The following is a 17925-nucleotide window of genomic DNA, read 5'->3' as shown; positions in this document are numbered from 1 at the left end:
TCAAAGATTGGGTTTAGATTCGGTAATTAAAATATACGGGGGGTCCGGAGGAGTTATTCCGAGGTTTACCCAAAGTCGACTTAACCCTACGCAATGCAGATAAACAAGCAGGCAGTGTTTCTCCAATATCTGGAGGCTCACTGCCTGCTTGTTTTTTACATTAGAAAGGGCTGCTTAAGGAGTATGGCTTCCAAAATACTGGTAAGTTCCTTTGGGATATTGATTCCACTCGCCCTCAAGTGAATACTGCTGTGATCCAGTGTATATACCAGATTTACGGACAATAGTTCCACCTGTGGAGAGGAATTGCTGAGTAGAGGTAGGGTCACCGATAACATCTACGATTTGGCCGTTTTTCTTCAGTACTAATGCTGTAATATTATATGTTTTTGGATTATATAGACTCAGCTCATCATTGTAATAGGAGATATTCATTAAATCAAATGCGTCCCCAAAAGTAGAATCTATAAACATATACGGCATTGCTACAGGTACAGGAAATAATGGCCGGGAATAAACCTGTTTGGTTTGGGTGGCTTTCATAAATTGGTGAACTTCAAGGGTGTAACCTTCTGCTTTTCCTGCGGGATTACCATTTCCTTTATAGTACAGCTCAACTGCGATTCTGCCGTCACCGCCGTCCAGATACTCTGAGAAGAATAGCTCAGAGGTACCCTGTGAAGCCACGCTTATAGATAATACAACCGCTTTGCCATCAGAACCTACTATCCATACCGTTCCTGGACTTGTAGGACCATTCCATATAGCTCCATTCAGAGTTGCAGGTCCGCTCAATGAACCTGTGCTGCTTTCTGTATACACTTTAAATTGACTCTGATTAGGAATCAGCTTGGAAATATCGAAGGAAATATTGGATACACCTTGCTTGGTGGTTATTGGCACAAAGCCGTTGTTTACAAGCTGGGCTGTAATCAAGGTGAAAGTTGAGGTAGCTGAACCTCCTTTATCATCCGTTGCTGTGAGGGTCACTAAACCACTAGCTGAACTATTAGCTGCCGGAGTTACCGTCAGAGTGTTGCCATTAAGGCTAAGTGTACCAGCATTTACGTTATCTATAGAAGCTGAATAAGTAAGCATGTCATTGTCGGGATCTTGAAAAAGCTGGGCCAGATCAAATGTACGTGGTGCAGTGATACCTGGTGTTAAGAGTTGAGTAGTGATTCCAGATATCGCAATGGGTGGCTGATTAGACGTTACAGTGAATGCAAAAGTAGCAGTGTTAACGCCACCTTGGCCGTCCATTGCTGTTATTGTAATCATGGCTGTGCCTGAATCGACCGGCACAAGGTTGAGATGATTCCCATTTACAGATACAGTGGCAACGCTAGCGTCAGAGGATGCAGCTGCGAATGTAAGCGGGTCGCCGTCCGGATCAATGAACACATTACTGATGTCGACGTTTTGGACACCACTTGTGATCAGAGCAGATATTGGATCAATATTATTTTGCACGACTGGTGCATGGTTCACCGGAGTAGGACTAGGAGTCGCGACCGGAGTAGGCTCAGGAGTCGTCGCCGGAGTAGGCTCAGGAGTCGTCGCCGGAGTAGGCTCAGGAGTCGCCACCGGAGTAGGACTAGGAGTCGGCGCCGGAGTAGGACTAGGAGTCACTACGGGAGTAGGCTCAGGAGTCGCGACCGGAGTAGGACTAGGAGTCGTCACCGGAGTAGGACTAGGAGTCGCTACGGGAGTAGGCTCAGGAGTCGCGACCGGAGTAGGACTAGGAGTCGCTACGGGAGTAGGGCTCGGAGTCGTCACCGGAGTAGGACTAGGAGTCGCAACGGGAGTAGGCTCAGGAGTCAGCACCGGAGTAGGACTAGGAGTCGCGACCGGAGTCGTCACCGGAGTCGTCACCGGAGTCGTCACCGGAGTAGGGCTAGGAGTCGCAACGGGAGTAGGCGTCGGAGTCGGATCGCTCACGGCGTTAGCAGACGTGGACGAAGTATACACAGGAGCAACGGCTCCAGATGCATTTTGAACCTTTTGGATATTATCTTGAATGGCTGTGTAATTTGTTATGAAATGTGAAGGCAGACTGTTGCCAGGCAACCGCAGATTTTGAATAGACAAGGAGGGATCGATGGTGATCTTAGCGCCGCCTTCAACTATTTTTAAGGTTTGCAGGGAACCGCTGCCATGAATAGTAACTGGAGTTATAGAATCCACAATGATCTGCCCAACTTGGCCCTGAAAAGTTATACTCGAAACGCCATTTTTAATCTTCAAATCACCGGTAACATTGCCTTTAATAACAACATCATTTCCAGAAATATTGAGCAAAGAACCGGAGGGTAAGCCGGCGGTATTTAGTTGAACCCCTTTTTGTACAATTTCAAGCTCTTGCAAACCATCTACATGACGATTCAAGGAATTGAACTTAAGGACAGCTCCTCTTAAAGCATCATGGTTGCTATCACCCATTAATTCTTTGAGTGTACCTTCAATGAGGTAAGGCGTGCCATTGATCGTTACGAAATCTCCATCTATATTGTCGATCGTTGCAGTTTGTTGTTCTTCTTTAAAAATATTCAGCAGAAAAGAAGCCATATCCTGCCGCTGAACAGTACCTTTGGGGCTGAACCTATCTTCGGGAGAGTCTATAAGTTTAAGACGTAGTGCGACATCAGTATACTCTTTTGCCCAATTGCTGATTGTGGATTCGTCATTAACCTTGTTGGCTTGTCCGCCTTGTGCTCCAGTTCCGCGGATGGCACGTACAAATATAACTGCAAGCTCTTCTCTAGTTACAGGTCTGGATGGATTAAAATTACCTGTAAGATCACCCTCCATAAATCCTGCCTTTTTAACAGCCTCAATAGCGGAGACACTCCAACTGGAATCAGATACGTCTCTAAAGGAAGAAGCGGAATTCACTGGGGAATCTAGCTTTAAGGTCTTCGCTAAAATGGCTGCCAGCTCTTGGCGAGTCATAGTCGCAGTGGGTCTGAATTGTCCATTGGGATCGCCTTTAAGCAATCCTAGACGAGCAGCCTCAAGGATTGCGGCACTTTTCGTCTGTTGTATTTCGGTTAAATCGGAGAACGGTGGAGTGATTTCAGCTGCAGATGCATAGAGAGTACCACCGAACAAGGTGTTAAGGGCAACAAGTGTTGCTCCCCATTTTAATGATATGCTTTTCAAGCAAAAGCCCCTTCCTTAGAACCAATTTGTCATAAGCTTACTTCATTATATCGACGCAAAAGCAAAGTTTTTTAATACTTTCATCCTACTAAAAGTGATTAAATTCATTGCTTTTCTAACTTATGAACTAGAAATAACTCCACTTCTGTTCCATAAAAGGGCTTGTTTTTTGTTGACAGCTTATAAAATCGATGATATTTTAAATATTATAATTCCAATTGATTTACTTTGAATAATGATTGCCGACTGTTCCTACAGAGGTATTGCGAATGTAAAAACGCAATGCCTCTGTTTTTTTTGTCCATACAGATTAAAGGAGGGGTCAAGGTGGGAGAAGCGTTGCTGTCTATTTCGAACCTAAATAAACGTTTTGAGTCTGCCGGTGGTCATGTTCAAGCACTCCATAATGTAGATCTCCATGTACAGGAGGGCGAATTTATTACAGTCATCGGCCCCAGCGGCTGTGGAAAAAGCACACTATTACGCATCGTAGCCGGTCTGGATAGCGGGTACACTGGCAGTGTCACCCTGGAAGGGGCGGAGATTGGGGGTCCTGGGATCGATAAGGGTTTTATTTTTCAGGAGCATCGCCTCTTTCCCTGGCTTACCGTTGAGAAGAATATTGCCTCTGATTTACCGCTAGGGAACAAGGAGGTTAGGCGGAAGGTCGATGAATTGATTGATCTGGTGAAGTTAAATGGATTTGAGAAATCTTATCCCCGCGAGTTGTCGGGTGGGATGGCCCAGCGGGTGGCAATAGCTCGTGCACTTCTGCGCAATCCGAAAATACTGCTGCTGGACGAACCGTTTGGTGCACTGGATGCATTCACTCGGGCTCATATGCAGACGGTATTGCTGGACATTTGGCGGGCTAACCAAACAACCATGATTTTTGTGACGCATGATATTGATGAGGCTGTGTTCTTGGGGAATCGGGTAGTGATTCTAGAGCCGCGTCCCGGGAAAATACGTAAAATTGTACCGATAGATTTACCGTATCCACGGAAAAAAACAACGACCTCCTTTCAAGAGCTGCGTTTGAAGGTGTTGAATTATTTTGAAAAGGTAGATGAGCTAGAGCTTACAGACGGAGCCGGAATATAAAATAGGTCGACCATACCCATGGAGACTTTCGAAGGCATTACATTCGAGGGTCTCTTTCTGTTTATTTAAAGTGATTGTAAATCTGGAAAAAGGTGGGTACAAAGTATGACAAATCGGGCTGTAGCCATAAGAACTTCCGGAAGACCCGGAAAGGTGGCAACACTAGGACTTGGTCTTTTGCTGCCGGGCAGTGTGCTAATTCTGTGGCAGACGCTCGGGCATTATGGAATGATCTCGGAGATGCTGTTCCCTACGCCGTATACGATTGCGGAATCTTTTGTAACTTTAGCGGCTTCAGGCGATCTGTGGCCGAACTTTAGAATCAGCTTGGTCAGAGCCTTTTCTGGATTCCTGCTAGGTGGTGGACTGGGTCTGCTGTTAGGACTTCTCGTAGGCCTGTTCCGCAGATCGGAGAAGCTGTTAGATCCCTCCCTGCAAATGATCCGCATGATTCCCAGTCTGGCGGTAGTACCGCTGTTCATTTTATGGTTCGGGATCGGTGAGGAGTCGAAGGTGCTATTGATTGCTAAGGGAGCTTTTTTTCCACTTTATATTAATACGTTCATGGGAATTCGCGGCGTGGATAACAAGCTGTTCGAAGTTTCCCGGGTACTTGGCTTCAGCCGGTTGAAGCAGATTGGCAGGTTAGTACTTCCAGCAGCGCTGCCGAACATTATTCTCGGAGTGCGTCTCTCTCTAGGGCTTTCTTGGCTGGGGTTAGTAGTGGCAGAGCTTATTGCATCTACCTCAGGCATTGGATACATGATGTCCGATGCGCGTCAATTCGCGGACACACCAGTGGTGTTCGTGGGAATTATTATTTTTGCCGTAGCTGGATTGTTGAGTGATTCCATTGTTCGTTACATTGAACGACGGTTGTTGAGATGGCAAGACAGCTATCGCGGATAACCTTGAACGCTCATTAAACAAAAGGGGGATGCACCATGAGCGATGGAGTAGAAGCTATTATCAAAAATACTAAAAGAGCCAGAGAAACGCTGGATAGCAGCGGCACAGCTCCTTTATCCAAGAAGACACCGAAGAAACCCGCAATACAAGTTGCATGGAAACCCCTGCTCTCTGATTGGGGAATGGGGGCAATTATCCCGGTGGCGACGTTAGTTCTTTGGCAGCTGGCAGGGAGTACAGGGCTGGTCTCAGCAACCTTTTTGCCGACTCCGCTTTCGATTGCAAGAGCTTTTACCGACTTGTTGGTTACTGGAGAGTTAACTCATCATCTGGGTGTCAGCATGGGTAGGGCGGGCATCGGGTTTCTTATTGGAGGTGTGTTGGGTCTTCTATTCGGCGTACTGACCGGCTTGTTTCGCAGTGTAGAATACGTGCTCGATCCTAGCGTACAAGTGCTTAGGCTTGTTCCACATTTAGCTATAGCGCCGCTCATTATTCTCTGGTTCGGGTTTGGAGAGATGTCTAAAGTTGTGATCATTATGACAGGCTCATTTTTTCCGCTCTATATTAATACGTTTATGGGCATCCGTAATGTGGACAATAAATTGTTCGAAGTAGCTCGGGTATTGGGATTCAGTCCATATCAGCAGCTGCGCAGGCTTATACTCCCGGCGGCGCTGCCCGGAATTTTGTTAGGGCTAAGGTTGTCGCTGGCTGTAGCTTGGATTGGTTTGGTTGTAGCAGAGCTTATTGGATCACAGTCAGGTATTGGGTTTCTTATCAATGAGGCGAAGCAGAACTCTAATACGGAGGTTGTATTCGTAGGCATTATTATTTTCGCAATTGTCGGTAAGCTGATCGATTCCTTGTTCCGGATTATTGAACGAAAGTTCCTGTTCTGGCGCGATAGTTACGAAGGCTAAACAAACTGAGGAGGTCTTGAACATATGAGTGGATCGGTGAAAAAAGGATCGGTGAATTTGGTGGCAGACGTGCTCGTTATCGGAGGAGGTCCGGCAGGAACGTGGGCAGCCCTTACTGCATCAGCGAAGGGGGCCAAAGTAATCCTTGCAGATAAAGGGTACTGCGGTTCAAGTGGGGCAACGGCACCGTCGGGAACGGGAGTCTGGTATGTGAAGCCGGATGAGAAGCTCCGGAAAGAGGCAAAAGCAAGTCGTTATGCGCTTGGCGGTCAGCTGGCTGAATCTCGCTGGATGGACCGGGTGCTGGATCAAACCTATGCCAATATGAACAAGCTGGGTGTTTCCGGTTATCCATTCCCTGTAGATGAGCAGGGCAATCAATTCCGAAGAAGTCTGCAAGGACCGGAATATATGAAATTAATGCGTAGGCTGGTGAAAAAGGCAGGCGTTAAAATTCTAGATCACAGCCCAGCCTTGGAACTCCTGGCAGATGAGCATGGCGTAGCTGGAGCGGCTGGAGTTCATACCCAGAGTGGAGAAACCTGGAATGTTCAGGCAGGAGCAGTCGTTATTGCTACCGGAGGCTGCGCCTTCCTAAGCAAGGCACTTGGCTGCAACGTGTTGACCGGAGATGGTTATCTCTTCGCTGCTGAGGCTGGGGCGAATCTGTCCGGCATGGAATTCTCCAATGCCTATGCGATCTGCCCTACGTTCTCTTCGGTGACCAAGACGGCGTATTACAGCTATGCCAGCTTTTATTATGAGGATGGAAGCATTGTCGAGGGAGCCGGTTCCAAGAAAGGCCGTTCTGTAATTGCCCGGAATCTGTTGGCAGGTAATCAGGTGTACGCCAAGCTGGATGGGGCACCAGAGGATTTAAGACCGCTGCTGCGGGTGGCGCAGACGAACTTTTTCCTTCCTTTTGACCGCCAGGGAATTGATCCGTTCAAGGATGCGTTTCCGGTTACTTTGCGGCTCGAAGGCACGGTTCGGGGGACGGGTGGCATCCATATTACAGATGAAAGCTGCGGCACAGGTGTTCCCGGACTTTACGCGGCAGGAGATGCTGCTACCCGCGAGCTGATTTGCGGAGGTTTTACTGGCGGAGGCAGCCATAATGCGGCGTGGGCGATGTCTTCAGGTTCTTTTGCTGGTGAAGGAGCTGCTGTCTATGCACAGAGTCTGGGGTCGCATGCCGCGCAGCGTAGTCCAGTCGGCTTATCGTCATCACCACTGGTACATCAGGAAGTGAAGCCGGGAGTGGCAGCCCAAACAGCAGAGTATGTGTCTGCTGTACAGGCTGAGGTGAAGCCGTATGATATCAATTTGTTCCGGACAGAACAAGGGCTGACGTCTGCACTAGATCGTCTGGATGGATTGTGGAAAGAGCAACGAAGCCGCGAAATTCAGCGTACGCCAGAAGGGGTCAAGGCACGGGAAGCCGAAGCCATGATCGCAACAGCCCGCTGGATGTACAATTCAGCACTTGCTCGTACAGAGACGAGAGGCATGCATAAGCGTGAGGATTTCAAGGCTACAGATCATGGCCAGCATCACCGCTTGATCAGTGGCGGATTAGATCAGGTATGGGTGAAGACGGAAGCCGTGGCTAAGGAGGGTGTTCTATCGTGATTGAGGTGATCAGCGCTGCCAGATGTGTAGAGTGCAACCAATGTGTATCTGTTTGCCCGACTAATGTTTTCGAACGGGTAGAGGATGGCATTCCTGTTATTGCCCGGCAGAGTGATTGCCAGACTTGCTTTATGTGTGAGCTGTATTGTCCTGTCGATGCTCTCTACGTTGCACCAGACTCTGAGAATATTATTGGTGTGACAGAAGCGGAACTTCAGGAGCAGGGACTACTTGGCGGTTATCGTGAAAAAGTAGGCTGGGGTAAGGGCAGGCAGCCGGTGGCAAGCCATGACTTTATGTATAAGTTGGCGTCGAGGGCAGGGTTCTGAGCTTGATCAAGATTTAAATAAATAGCATAAACCTAGGGGGAGAAACAATGAAACAAGCGTACAGAGAGATTCAAGGGAAACGTTCTAGGAAGATTCGGTTTGCACTTTTAACTACAATTATGATGGCCATGCTGGTGCTTCAGGCTTGCGGAAATAATACGGGCGGCAATGGAGCATCTGCCTCCGGGGGATCAAATACGGAGAAGGCGGGAGAAGGGGCCACGAGCACGAGCAATGTTCCAGCGGTATTGAACTTTGGGTTTATCGGTTCCAACAAATTGAATGTGCCCGGCGGTGCAGAGGGTTGGGGCTTTTATAAAGGGATTATTCAAGAAGAGTTGAAGAAATACGGCATTACTGAAGTGAAGCTTACTGGCTTTCCAAACGGTCCGGATCAGACAGAATCCTTGATTAGTGGTCGGCTGGATATCGGCAGTCTTGGAGATACACCTGCTATTATTGCCTACGCTTCTGGGGCCAAGACCCGTCTGATTTCACAATCTTCCGCGAACACGATTGGTTATTTGATCGGCAAGAAGGATGGGCCCAAGACGGTGAAAGATCTGCAAGGTAAAACTATCGCGATTCAAAAAGGCTCCTTCATGCACCGTTATATAGTTGGATTACTACAGGAAGAAGGCGTGACCGACTACAAACTCGTGCATATGCTCATTCCTGATGCTACTGCAGCTTTAGCCCGTGGAGATGTAGATGCTACAACAAATCTAGGTGTTCCTGCGCTGAAGCTGATTGACCAAGGCTACACTCACTTGGATGATGCCTCGAAGCACCCGAACCTGCTTGGTTCTAGCGCAACAGTTGTGTCTGAGGATTATCTGGCGAAATTCCCTGATTTTCCGAAGGTATGGAACGAAGCTAGAGAGAAGGCCTTGGCAGACTTGAAGCAGCATGAAGATGAGTATTATCAATTTCTGGCTGAAATCGGAGATACAACGCCTGAGCTGGCGAAGCAAGTGAATCCGATTAGTGATATCAAGGATACTGCGTTCACTGATGAAGGAACAAAGCTGCTGGACGGTACCAAAAACTTCCTCGTCGAAGAGAAGTTAGCGAAAAAAGACTTCAATATTAGCGATTGGCAGCTGAAATAAGTTGCTTAAAGGTTGCTTTAATTGAACGTAAGATTCTTCTGTAAAGGTAATTGAGTGACTGCGGTGAATGTTTGGACTTTCGGCCGCCTCTCCGCCACTCCTCCCTTTAGTGATTTTTAAGTTCAACTAACTCAGCTAATGGTGTAGGAGGAAAAAATATGTCGCAGCTTAAGAAGGAAATGACAGTGGATGTCCTCGTGCTTGGCGGAGGTCCTGCTGGGGCGTGGTCGGCATGGAGTGCAGCCTCGCAAGGTGCAAAGGTAGTCCTGGCGGATAAGGGCTACTTGGGCACTAGTGGCGCAACTGCACCGGGAGGAACAACGTTGCTCGTTATTCCTCCCATTGCCGAGCTGCGGGAGCAGGCAGTGCAGGCCAGACTTAAGGCCGGCGGATATTTATCGGAGAATGCTTGGATTCACCGGGTGCTGGATCAGGTAGAGCAGAACCTGGCTCAAGTGGAGCAGTGGGGGTATCCGTTTCCGAAGGATGAAGAAGGAAACTCACTGCGTACCCATCTCCATGGACCAGAATATATGCGGATTATGCGAAAAGTTGTGCGCAAAGCAGGGGTCACAATTCTTGATCAGTCACCAGCGCTGGAACTTCTTCACGATGAACACGGTGTTGGTGGAGCGCGTGGGATCAACCGCCTGACAGGAGAGTCCTGGGAAGTGAAGGCAAATGCCGTTGTGATGGCTACCGGCGGCTGTGCTTTTCTCAGTAAAGGTCTTGGTTGCAATGTGCTGACAGGGGAAGGATTGTTGATGTCCGCAGAGGTGGGAGCTGATCTTTCGGGTATGGAATTCAGCCGCCAATATGCGCCAAGCTTTGCGGACGGAACCGTAACACGTGGACGCATGCTGGCTTGGGCCACTCTCTATGACGCGGACGGTCATCCGTTGCATAGAGGGGATCGGACCTTTGGCAGCATTCCTGAGCTGATGCTGAAGGGTCCGGTTTACGCTTCGCTGGATCTGGCAGACACCGCGGAGAAACAGGATTTCCTGCGCAAAGCGCATCCGATTTTCTTTATGCCGCTGGAGCGGGCGGGAATTGATGCGTTTAAGCAGAAATTCCCGCTCACCCTGCGCTATGAGGGCACGATGCGCGGCACTGGGGGGCTGCGCTTGAGCGGCACGGATTGCCAGACGACCGTGCCCGGACTCTATGCGGCGGGAGATGCCGCGTCTCGCGAGAAAGTGACCGGCGCCATCTCCGGCGGCGGGGCTTATAACGCTTCCTGGGCCATGTGCAGCGGAAGCTGGGCTGGGCAGGGAGCCGCGCAGCATGCGCTGTCCTGCCGAGGACAGGCGAACAGCCGCAAGCTGACCGCAGCGGGACGCTACGGGCTGGCGGCTGGCGCCGATGCCTCGGAAACGCTGGAGGTGAAGCCGCTAATCGCGGCAATCCAGCGTGAAATCTTGCCGCTGCAGATCAATTATTTCCGCAGCGAGCCGGGCATTTCTTCAGCCTTGAAGCGGCTGAATGCCTTGATGCCCTATTTGAACGGGCAGGCTCCTGCCAGCGTTCAGGGCATCGTGCAATCACGTGAAGCCGCGGCTATGCTCGCGGTCGGCAGGTGGATGTACACCGCGGCACTCGCCCGGAAAGAGACCCGCGGACTGCAAAAGCTAGCGGAATATCCGGAGCTTGATCCGCGCCAGACTCACCGGCTGATCTTATCCGGTATTCAACATATAAGCGTCAGTACAGAGGCTGTGCCCCATGCTCATGAACTGAATGCACTGAAGGAGGGGCAAACGATATGATCGAATTAATCAGCTTGGAGCGTTGTGTTGGTTGTAAGCTGTGTACGAAAGTGTGTCCGACGAACGTATTCGAAATGCAGGGGAAGATTCCGGTCATTGCCCGTCAGGAAGATTGCCAGACCTGTTTCATGTGTGAAGCTTATTGTCCTGTAGATGCTTTATACGTGGCACCACAGGCGGATCAGCTGATCGGTGTAAATGAGGAGGCGCTGATTCAGTCAGGTGTGTTGGGAAGCTGGCGTGCTGAAATCGGCTGGGGACCTGGTGCGAATGGTTCGATGGCGGAGAGGGACACGACTCCTTATTTTGAAGTGTTTACCGAGCAGTACCGTACATGATTAAGCAGATGCTTAAACCCAAAAAATCCGTCCGAAAGCTGGGCGGATTTTTCATATATTAGAAACTTATAGCAGGGCTTCGATAGCTGGTTCAATATCCAGCGGGTCTACCGTAGATTCGAATCTAGTGACCACATTGCCTTCGCGATCAATCAGGAATTTAGTGAAGTTCCACTTGATTTCGTCATTGTTCAGAGCCTCTGGATCTTTGTCTTCAAGCATGCTTTGCAGCAGCTTTCCTGAAGAATGGTTGATGTCGAACCCTTCAAATCCAGCCTGTTCTGTCAGGTAGGTGAAAAGAGGGTGTTTAGCTTCGCCTTTTACGTCAACCTTTTCAAAGAGTGGGAAGGTTACCCCGTAATTGATTTGGCAAAATACATTAACCTCTTCATTGCTGCCGGGTTCTTGCTCTCCAAATTGATTGGAAGGAAAGCCGAGAATTTGGAGGCCGCGTTCCTCGTACCGCTCATAAAGCTTTTGCAGATCTGAATATTGGTGGGTAAATCCGCACTTACTTGCTGTATTCACTATCAGTAGCACTTTACCTTTGTATTGCTCTAGCTCGATATCTTTTCCCCGAATACTGCGTGCTGAATATTGATAAATGCTCATGGCTGCTACATCCCTTCAGTTATCTATGCTTTTTGAAAAAGAACAGGAAATATTTATAATAATTAAATTGTAAACAATTCAATTATCGCTGTCAAACAATACAGCTTGAAGGAATTGGAACCGTAATTGCCAGGTTGGAATAGGATAGATAATGGGTATGGATCAGTCAAAAAATTTATTGCGTTAAAGCTACTCTGCGTTCCATTATTATCTTGCATCGGGGACGTTTTTTGATTAAGATAGCAGAAACCAGCGCAAAAGCCGCGCTGACATAGATAAGGACTATGACGAAGAGAGTAAGCATTATAGCGGATCTTAACAGGGAAGGCGTGCCGGAGACTGAGAGCACCCTCATGAGACGATTAATGCCGAAGTTCACTTCCGAGTCGGCCCCTGAAGTAGTTTGTCACAGGTTGTGGCAGGTATGAGTAGGGAGGCCCGCGCCCCGCGTTACCGGGTGAAAGACAGAATTAATTCTTAGTCAGGGGAACATGAGATTCTATTCCTTTGTGCTAGTATTCGGGTTAATTCTAAATAAGGGTGGTACCACGGCTCCTCGTCCCTTGCGACGGGGGGCCTTTTTGCGTTCCAAATTATAATAAAAAGAGGGAGTGGAAGGGTAATGAGTAACGTGGAATTGGATGTTCTTAGAGGTCGTCTGGATGAAATTAATGGGCAATTGCTGGAGCTGATCTCCGAGCGGGCTAAGATTGTTCAGGAGATTGGAGGAGTAAAAGAAAAACAAGGTGTCCCTAAATTTGATCCAGAACGGGAAAAACAGATGCTGGATAAGCTCGTAGCGAGCAACAATGGCCCTTTCACTAACGGGACGATCCGTAGCCTCTTCAAACAAATTTTCTCAGCTTCTCTGGACTTACAAACAGATGATCATAAAAAAACTTTACTGGTAGCCCGCAAGAGCCACAAAGAGGATACAGTGATTGTTCTGCCGGGAGATGTAACGGTTGGCGGTCCTTCTTCACTGATGGTAGCCGGACCTTGCTCTGTGGAAAGTGAACTGCAGACTCGCACCGTAGCTGCCGCCCTGCAAAAAGCCGGAGTACGTGTAATGCGTGGTGGTGCCTTCAAGCCTCGGACTTCACCTTATGATTTCCAAGGGCTAGGAATGGACGGTTTAAGAATATTACGAGAAGCAGCAAATGAATATGGACTGCTGACCATCAGCGAAATTGTAGATCCAAGACATATTGAAGAGTCACTTGATTATGTGGATATCATCCAGATTGGTGCACGTAATATGCATAATTTCGAGCTGCTAAAAGCGGTCGGAGAAGTCGACAAGCCGGTACTGCTGAAACGTGGATTGGCTGCCACACTCGATGAATTCATCCATGCAGCGGAATACATCATGTCTCGTGGAAACACACAGATCATGCTGATTGAACGTGGAATTCGTACCTATGAAAAAGCGACCCGTAACACGCTTGATATCTCAGCAGTGCCAATTCTCAAACAGGAATGTCATTTGCCAGTATTGGTTGATGTAACTCACTCGACAGGCCGCAAAGACATCCTTATTCCATGTGCGAAAGCCGCACTCGCAGCTGGAGCTGACGGCATAATGGTGGAAGTGCATCCTGATCCTGCAACCGCATTGTCTGATGCCGCTCAGCAGCTGAACATTGATGAATTCAACACCTTCTTTAATGAAGTGAAAGCTTCCGGATTGTACCGGTAATCTAGAAATATAGAATTTGCATGATATTTTAAGGATTCGCTAGAAAATGAGGTGTATAAGCGCTTACAAGTCTAACTAATCTTTTTGTGAAGGTGAAGGTGGGTCGAGTACAATAAGCAACATTAGCGTTGCACCGGCCCCGGGTCTTTTCTGACAAAAGATCCACACATTTTAATAGTCACAGGAGGAAAATAGATTTTGAAGCAGCTTACCTTAAATAATGGGTGGTTTTCTAACACTCGAACCGATATTTTATCGGGGATGACCGTAGCCGTTGCGCTGATTCCTGAAGCGATCGCTTTTTCGATCCTGGCGGGAGTAAGTCCGATGGTTGGTTTATATGCCTCTTTTTGCATTGCGATTGTAACGGCACTTGCCGGAGGCAGACCCGGAATGATCTCGGCGGCTACGGGAGCTATGGCTCTGTTAGTCGGAAGTCTCGTACTAGAACACGGAATAGAGTATCTGTTCGCGGCAACTGTATTGGCTGGCGTGTTTCAGATATTGATGGGGATGCTAAAGCTGGGGAGGTTTATCACGTTTTTGCCACAGCCGGTCATGACGGGTTTTGTCAACGCGCTGGCGATACTGATTTTTATGGCACAGCTTACCCATTTTAAAGGACAAGGCTGGGTGATGTACGGACTGGTAGCTCTGACCTTGCTTATTATCTACACGGTTCCTCGGTTTACCAAAGCCGTACCTTCAGCACTTGTAGCGATTGTTATTGTTTCTGTTCTTAGTATCGCTCTTCATCTGGACGTAAGAACCGTAGGCGATATGGGGAATATTACAGCAACTTTGCCACTATTCCATCTCCCGCAAATCCCGTTCACGCTGGATACGCTGCTTATTATTTTGCCATATTCACTTTCGCTGGCCGTAGTTGGGCTATTGGAATCCCTGATGACTGCCACCTTAATAGATGATATTACGGGCACAGGTAGTGATAAGAACAGAGAGGCGAAGGGACAGGGACTTGCGAATGTAGTCACTGGTTTTTTCGGAGGGATGGCAGGCTGTGCGATGATTGGCCAATCGATGGTTAACATGAAGTCAGGAGGACGCACGCGTCTGTCCACGTTTGTATCAGGGATCTTTTTATTATTCTTAATTATCGTACTTGGCGATGTGGTGAAGCAGATCCCGATGGGCGCGCTCGTCGGCGTAATGATAATGGTCTGTATCAGCACCTTTGAATGGGGCTCACTCAAAACTTTAACCCGTGTTCCGCTAAGCGATGCGCTGGTTATGATTGTGACGGTGGTCACTGTGGTGGTTACGGACAACCTTTCTATTGGGGTTTTGTTTGGAGTTCTGCTAAGTGCTTTAACGTTTGCTTGGAAAATAGCTTCGATCCGCCTAACTGTTCAGGAAGCAACCTCTTCCAAAACATATGCGGTATCCGGCCAGTTGTTCTTCGGCACGACAAGCCACTTCATTCATGAATTCGCCTACGATAGCGATCCGGATCATATTATTATCGATTTTTCACACTCCCATGTGTGGGACCAATCCGCTGTCCATGCCATAGCGAAGACGATGAGCAAATACGCCGAGCATGGTAAAAAAGTCACCATTACCGGACTTAATGACCAGAGCTCACAGCTGGTTCAGCGGGTGGGATTATCCATATGAAAAAAGATTGCGCTATATGCGCGATCTTTTTTTTATAGCAGATATTAACTGAAAGAAAGGCCAGCAAGGTTTTACTTTGGGTTTAAAATAATATAAAATATAAAGTGGATAATGTTTATCCGCTTTATACGCGGATGGTATTATCTACAGTTTGAATCAAGCTATTTACGTAAATCGAGGTGCTGTACATGCATATGAAAACAGGGGTAGAACAGTCGGTATATGCACTGGTTCTACTCAACATGCTGCCGGATAAGGCGGTGTTGTCTGGGGAAGCGATTAGCCAGCAGCTCGGAGCATCGGCGACCTATTTTCAGAAACTGTTAAGAAAGCTGGTAACCGCAGACATCATCACGTCTGTTCCCGGCATTAAAGGCGGTTTTAAATTAAAGAAAAGCCCTGAAGATATTCGTGTATATGACGTTTACCTCGCGGTGGAAGGCCAGCAGTCGCTGTATTCATCGAATGGTATTCTGGTAGATATGTTGGATTTAGAAAAAGAAGACAGCTGCTGCCTGTTATCGAATCTGATGGAAGAAGCTGAATCCTCTTGGAAAGCCGTATTAAAGCGGGAGACTATTGCTTCGTTGTCGGAGGAAATGCGTGGTGAACGCTTTAAAGATAAGATTGCAGCCTTAGAGGAATGGGTCAGTAATAAAATGGTCATCTAACCAAAGAAGGGATGTATTCGCATGAGATTAAGCGTATTGGATCAGGCACCCGTGACAAGCGGCAACACTGCGGAAGGTGCCCTGAATAAAGCAGAAGAACTCGCTATTTTAGCAGATGAGCTGGGATATAGCAGAATGTGGATGGCAGAGCACCATGGCGGAAATACATTTGCTAGCTCAGCTCCGGAAGTAACGGCTGCCCGTTTAGCCGCCAAGACCAATCGTATTCGAATCGGCACCGGCGGTGTAATGATGATGCATTATTCTCCGCTTAAGCTGGCTGAAGTATTTAAAACGTTAAGTGCTTTTTCCCCGGGGAGAATTGATTTTGGTGTGGGACGAGCTCCTGGTGGCGATACAAGCGCCATGTACGCTTTATCTGAAGGCCGTGAGTTAATGCTGCATAATATGTATGACAAGCTTGGCATTACCATGCAGCTGCTCAGTGATCAGATTCCGGAAGATGAGCTATATGCCAAAAATCTCGCTGCTCCAACGAAGGTGGCGCTCCCTGAAGTATGGTTGTTAGGCTCGAGCGGCAATAGCGCGCGAAAAGCTGCACAAATGGGGGTCGGATACTCCTTCGCACAATTTTTTAATGGTGCGATGAGTAATGAAATCTTGGACCATTACCGTAATAACTACCAGCCTTCTATCTTTATGGACAAACCAGAGATCAGTGTATCCTATATGGTGACCACAGCAGAAACGAAGGAAGAAGCTGAGTATGAAGCATTACCGCAGGATATTTTTCGGTTGATGATGAGTAAGGGCCGGATTACTCAGGTGCTGACACCAGAAGAAGCTCAGAACATTTCGCTATCGGAAATTGACCGGATGTCAATCAAGGAAGGGCGCAAGATTCATTTAGTTGGTGCGGTTAAAGACATCGCCGTACGTTTGCAAGAAGAACAAGCACAATATGGATTCCAAGAAGCAATGATATGCAGCATCCCACATTCGCAGGAGAAACGGCTAGAGGTTTACCGGCTGCTGGCGCGTGAACTGCTAGGCTCTTGATTCTGGATAGCTAACCTTAACCCGCATTTGATGCGGGTTTTTTGTATGCCAATTTAATTTTTTTGATCGAAGTAGGTCCTCAAAAGACAATAAATTAACCCTCCCGCCTCCTAAAAGTAACATTTGAATGCCTAACTTCATCTATGATTAGTGAAAGATTTATTTTTAAAAAGAGGTTAGGAAGTGATCAAGGATGTTTCCTTTACATAAATCCGTTACGCTGACAGCCTTGCTTCTAATGAATCTGCTGGCAGGTTGCCAACCTCAGGTGGACCCATCCCCCGCTCAATCGGCTAACGACTACCACACCTCAAGACCGAAGCCAACAAACACCGCTGCTAACCTCATTAAGCTGGAGTGGAACCTGGTGGATACAATGCCCATAGTCTCTCAACTAAGTGCTCCACCCACAGGCGCTACTTTGATTACAGAGAAGAAGCTGGAGGATTTTGGAGGAGTCAAAGTGAGTGTGTATACGATGGCTAGTGACGAAGACTATGTGTATGCCAGAACTTCTACTTCCAAAGGACAATACAGTCTAGGGGCGATAGGAACTTATAATTATCGTCAACCGGAGGATATCAAGGTAGAAGTAGTGCGGCTATTTAGCGAAAAGGTGTTGAAAATCACCGGGGGACTAGGAGCAAATAACTCGCTCAGTAACTATTATTTAATCGACGAGAGCGGTAACCCCTCGGGTTTGCTGCAAATTGATACCGGACATTCCAAAGAGCTGGATGTTGATCAGGATGGATCTTTTGAGGGTGTAGCCGCACATGGAAATCCAATGAGTGCCTATATTTACCGCTGGAATGTTGATCACGCTGAGATAACTTTTGTTAATGATGCTTTAAAGGCGGACTCCGTGGTGCTAACGGATGAAGGAATATATGAAGCTTCTAATAGCGGGGACAAGCAGAGCAAGAAATTCCGGTTGACCGTAGAAGGACTGATCCCAGAGCGGTAACGCCATGACCACTGCTGTTGAAATATTTCCTGCGACCATT

General features: G+C 47.9%; 15 protein-coding genes. 13 read left to right on the top strand and 2 right to left on the bottom strand.

Annotated elements, in window-relative coordinates; genetic code table 11:
* Positions 1-174: 174 nt before the first annotated feature.
* Positions 175-3162 (bottom strand): S-layer homology domain-containing protein, encoded by a 2988-nt coding sequence (locus NYE58_RS31635; RefSeq protein ID WP_341003864.1) that lies wholly within the window; start codon positions 3160-3162, stop codon positions 175-177.
* 282 nt (positions 3163-3444) lie between these two features.
* Between NYE58_RS31635 and NYE58_RS31630 the strand changes: the two genes are divergently transcribed.
* The 8 genes from NYE58_RS31630 (at position 3445) to NYE58_RS31595 (ending at position 11278) form a co-directional block, all read left to right on the top strand.
* The gene (locus tag NYE58_RS31630) at positions 3445-4266 is read left to right on the top strand and encodes an ABC transporter ATP-binding protein (protein ID WP_081389081.1); all 822 of its coding nucleotides are present in this window, start codon (positions 3445-3447) and stop codon (positions 4264-4266) included.
* Between the two features lie 105 nt (positions 4267-4371).
* Complete coding sequence (locus NYE58_RS31625; protein ID WP_038573373.1) at positions 4372-5175, top strand: ABC transporter permease; 804 nt, start codon at positions 4372-4374, stop codon at positions 5173-5175.
* A 35-nt stretch (positions 5176-5210) separates the two neighbouring features.
* Positions 5211-6098, top strand: coding sequence for an ABC transporter permease (locus NYE58_RS31620; RefSeq protein ID WP_341003863.1), 888 nt, complete (start codon positions 5211-5213; stop codon positions 6096-6098).
* A 24-nt stretch (positions 6099-6122) separates the two neighbouring features.
* Complete coding sequence (locus NYE58_RS31615; RefSeq protein WP_341003862.1) at positions 6123-7730, top strand: FAD-binding protein; 1608 nt, start codon at positions 6123-6125, stop codon at positions 7728-7730.
* A complete protein-coding gene (locus NYE58_RS31610; protein WP_036680289.1) occupies positions 7727-8059 on the top strand; it encodes a 4Fe-4S dicluster domain-containing protein in 333 nt (110 codons plus the stop codon). Before NYE58_RS31615 ends, NYE58_RS31610 begins: the two co-directional genes overlap by 4 nt.
* A 47-nt stretch (positions 8060-8106) precedes the next feature.
* On the top strand, positions 8107-9171 hold the full coding sequence (locus NYE58_RS31605) for an ABC transporter substrate-binding protein (protein ID WP_341003861.1): 1065 nt from the start codon (positions 8107-8109) through the stop codon (positions 9169-9171).
* A 158-nt stretch (positions 9172-9329) separates the two neighbouring features.
* On the top strand, positions 9330-10940 hold the full coding sequence (locus tag NYE58_RS31600) for an FAD-binding protein (RefSeq protein WP_076219603.1): 1611 nt from the start codon (positions 9330-9332) through the stop codon (positions 10938-10940).
* Entirely contained in the window at positions 10937-11278 is a 342-nt protein-coding gene (locus NYE58_RS31595) for a 4Fe-4S binding protein (RefSeq protein WP_076099941.1), read from the top strand. Before NYE58_RS31600 ends, NYE58_RS31595 begins: the two co-directional genes overlap by 4 nt.
* 66 nt (positions 11279-11344) lie before the next feature.
* Here the strand turns inward: NYE58_RS31595 and NYE58_RS31590 are convergent, their stop codons facing one another.
* Complete coding sequence (locus tag NYE58_RS31590) at positions 11345-11890, bottom strand: glutathione peroxidase (protein ID WP_038573366.1); 546 nt, start codon at positions 11888-11890, stop codon at positions 11345-11347.
* 622 nt (positions 11891-12512) lie between these two features.
* On the opposite strand from NYE58_RS31590, the gene NYE58_RS31585 reads away from it, so the two are divergent.
* The 5 genes from NYE58_RS31585 to NYE58_RS31565 all read left to right on the top strand — a co-directional run bounded on the left by NYE58_RS31585 (position 12513) and on the right by NYE58_RS31565 (position 17885).
* Positions 12513-13589, top strand: a complete 1077-nt coding sequence (locus NYE58_RS31585; protein WP_076277139.1) for a bifunctional 3-deoxy-7-phosphoheptulonate synthase/chorismate mutase — start codon at positions 12513-12515, stop codon at positions 13587-13589.
* A 195-nt stretch (positions 13590-13784) separates the two neighbouring features.
* Positions 13785-15227 (top strand): SulP family inorganic anion transporter, encoded by a 1443-nt coding sequence (locus NYE58_RS31580; protein WP_076277140.1) that lies wholly within the window; start codon positions 13785-13787, stop codon positions 15225-15227.
* Between the two features lie 188 nt (positions 15228-15415).
* A complete protein-coding gene (locus tag NYE58_RS31575; protein ID WP_076137019.1) occupies positions 15416-15898 on the top strand; it encodes an RrF2 family transcriptional regulator in 483 nt (160 codons plus the stop codon).
* A gap of 21 nt (positions 15899-15919) precedes the next feature.
* Positions 15920-16918: an LLM class flavin-dependent oxidoreductase gene (locus tag NYE58_RS31570; protein WP_038573362.1), complete on the top strand. Its 999-nt coding sequence runs from the start codon at positions 15920-15922 to the stop codon at positions 16916-16918.
* A gap of 193 nt (positions 16919-17111) precedes the next feature.
* A complete protein-coding gene (locus NYE58_RS31565) occupies positions 17112-17885 on the top strand; it encodes a hypothetical protein (RefSeq protein ID WP_076277141.1) in 774 nt (257 codons plus the stop codon).
* The last annotated feature ends 40 nt before the right edge of the window (positions 17886-17925 follow it).

Source organism: Paenibacillus sp. FSL L8-0708, assembly GCF_038009325.1.
Lineage (GTDB): Bacteria > Bacillota > Bacilli > Paenibacillales > Paenibacillaceae > Paenibacillus_AQ > Paenibacillus_AQ odorifer.
This window is presented reverse-complemented; position numbering and strand designations above follow the sequence as displayed.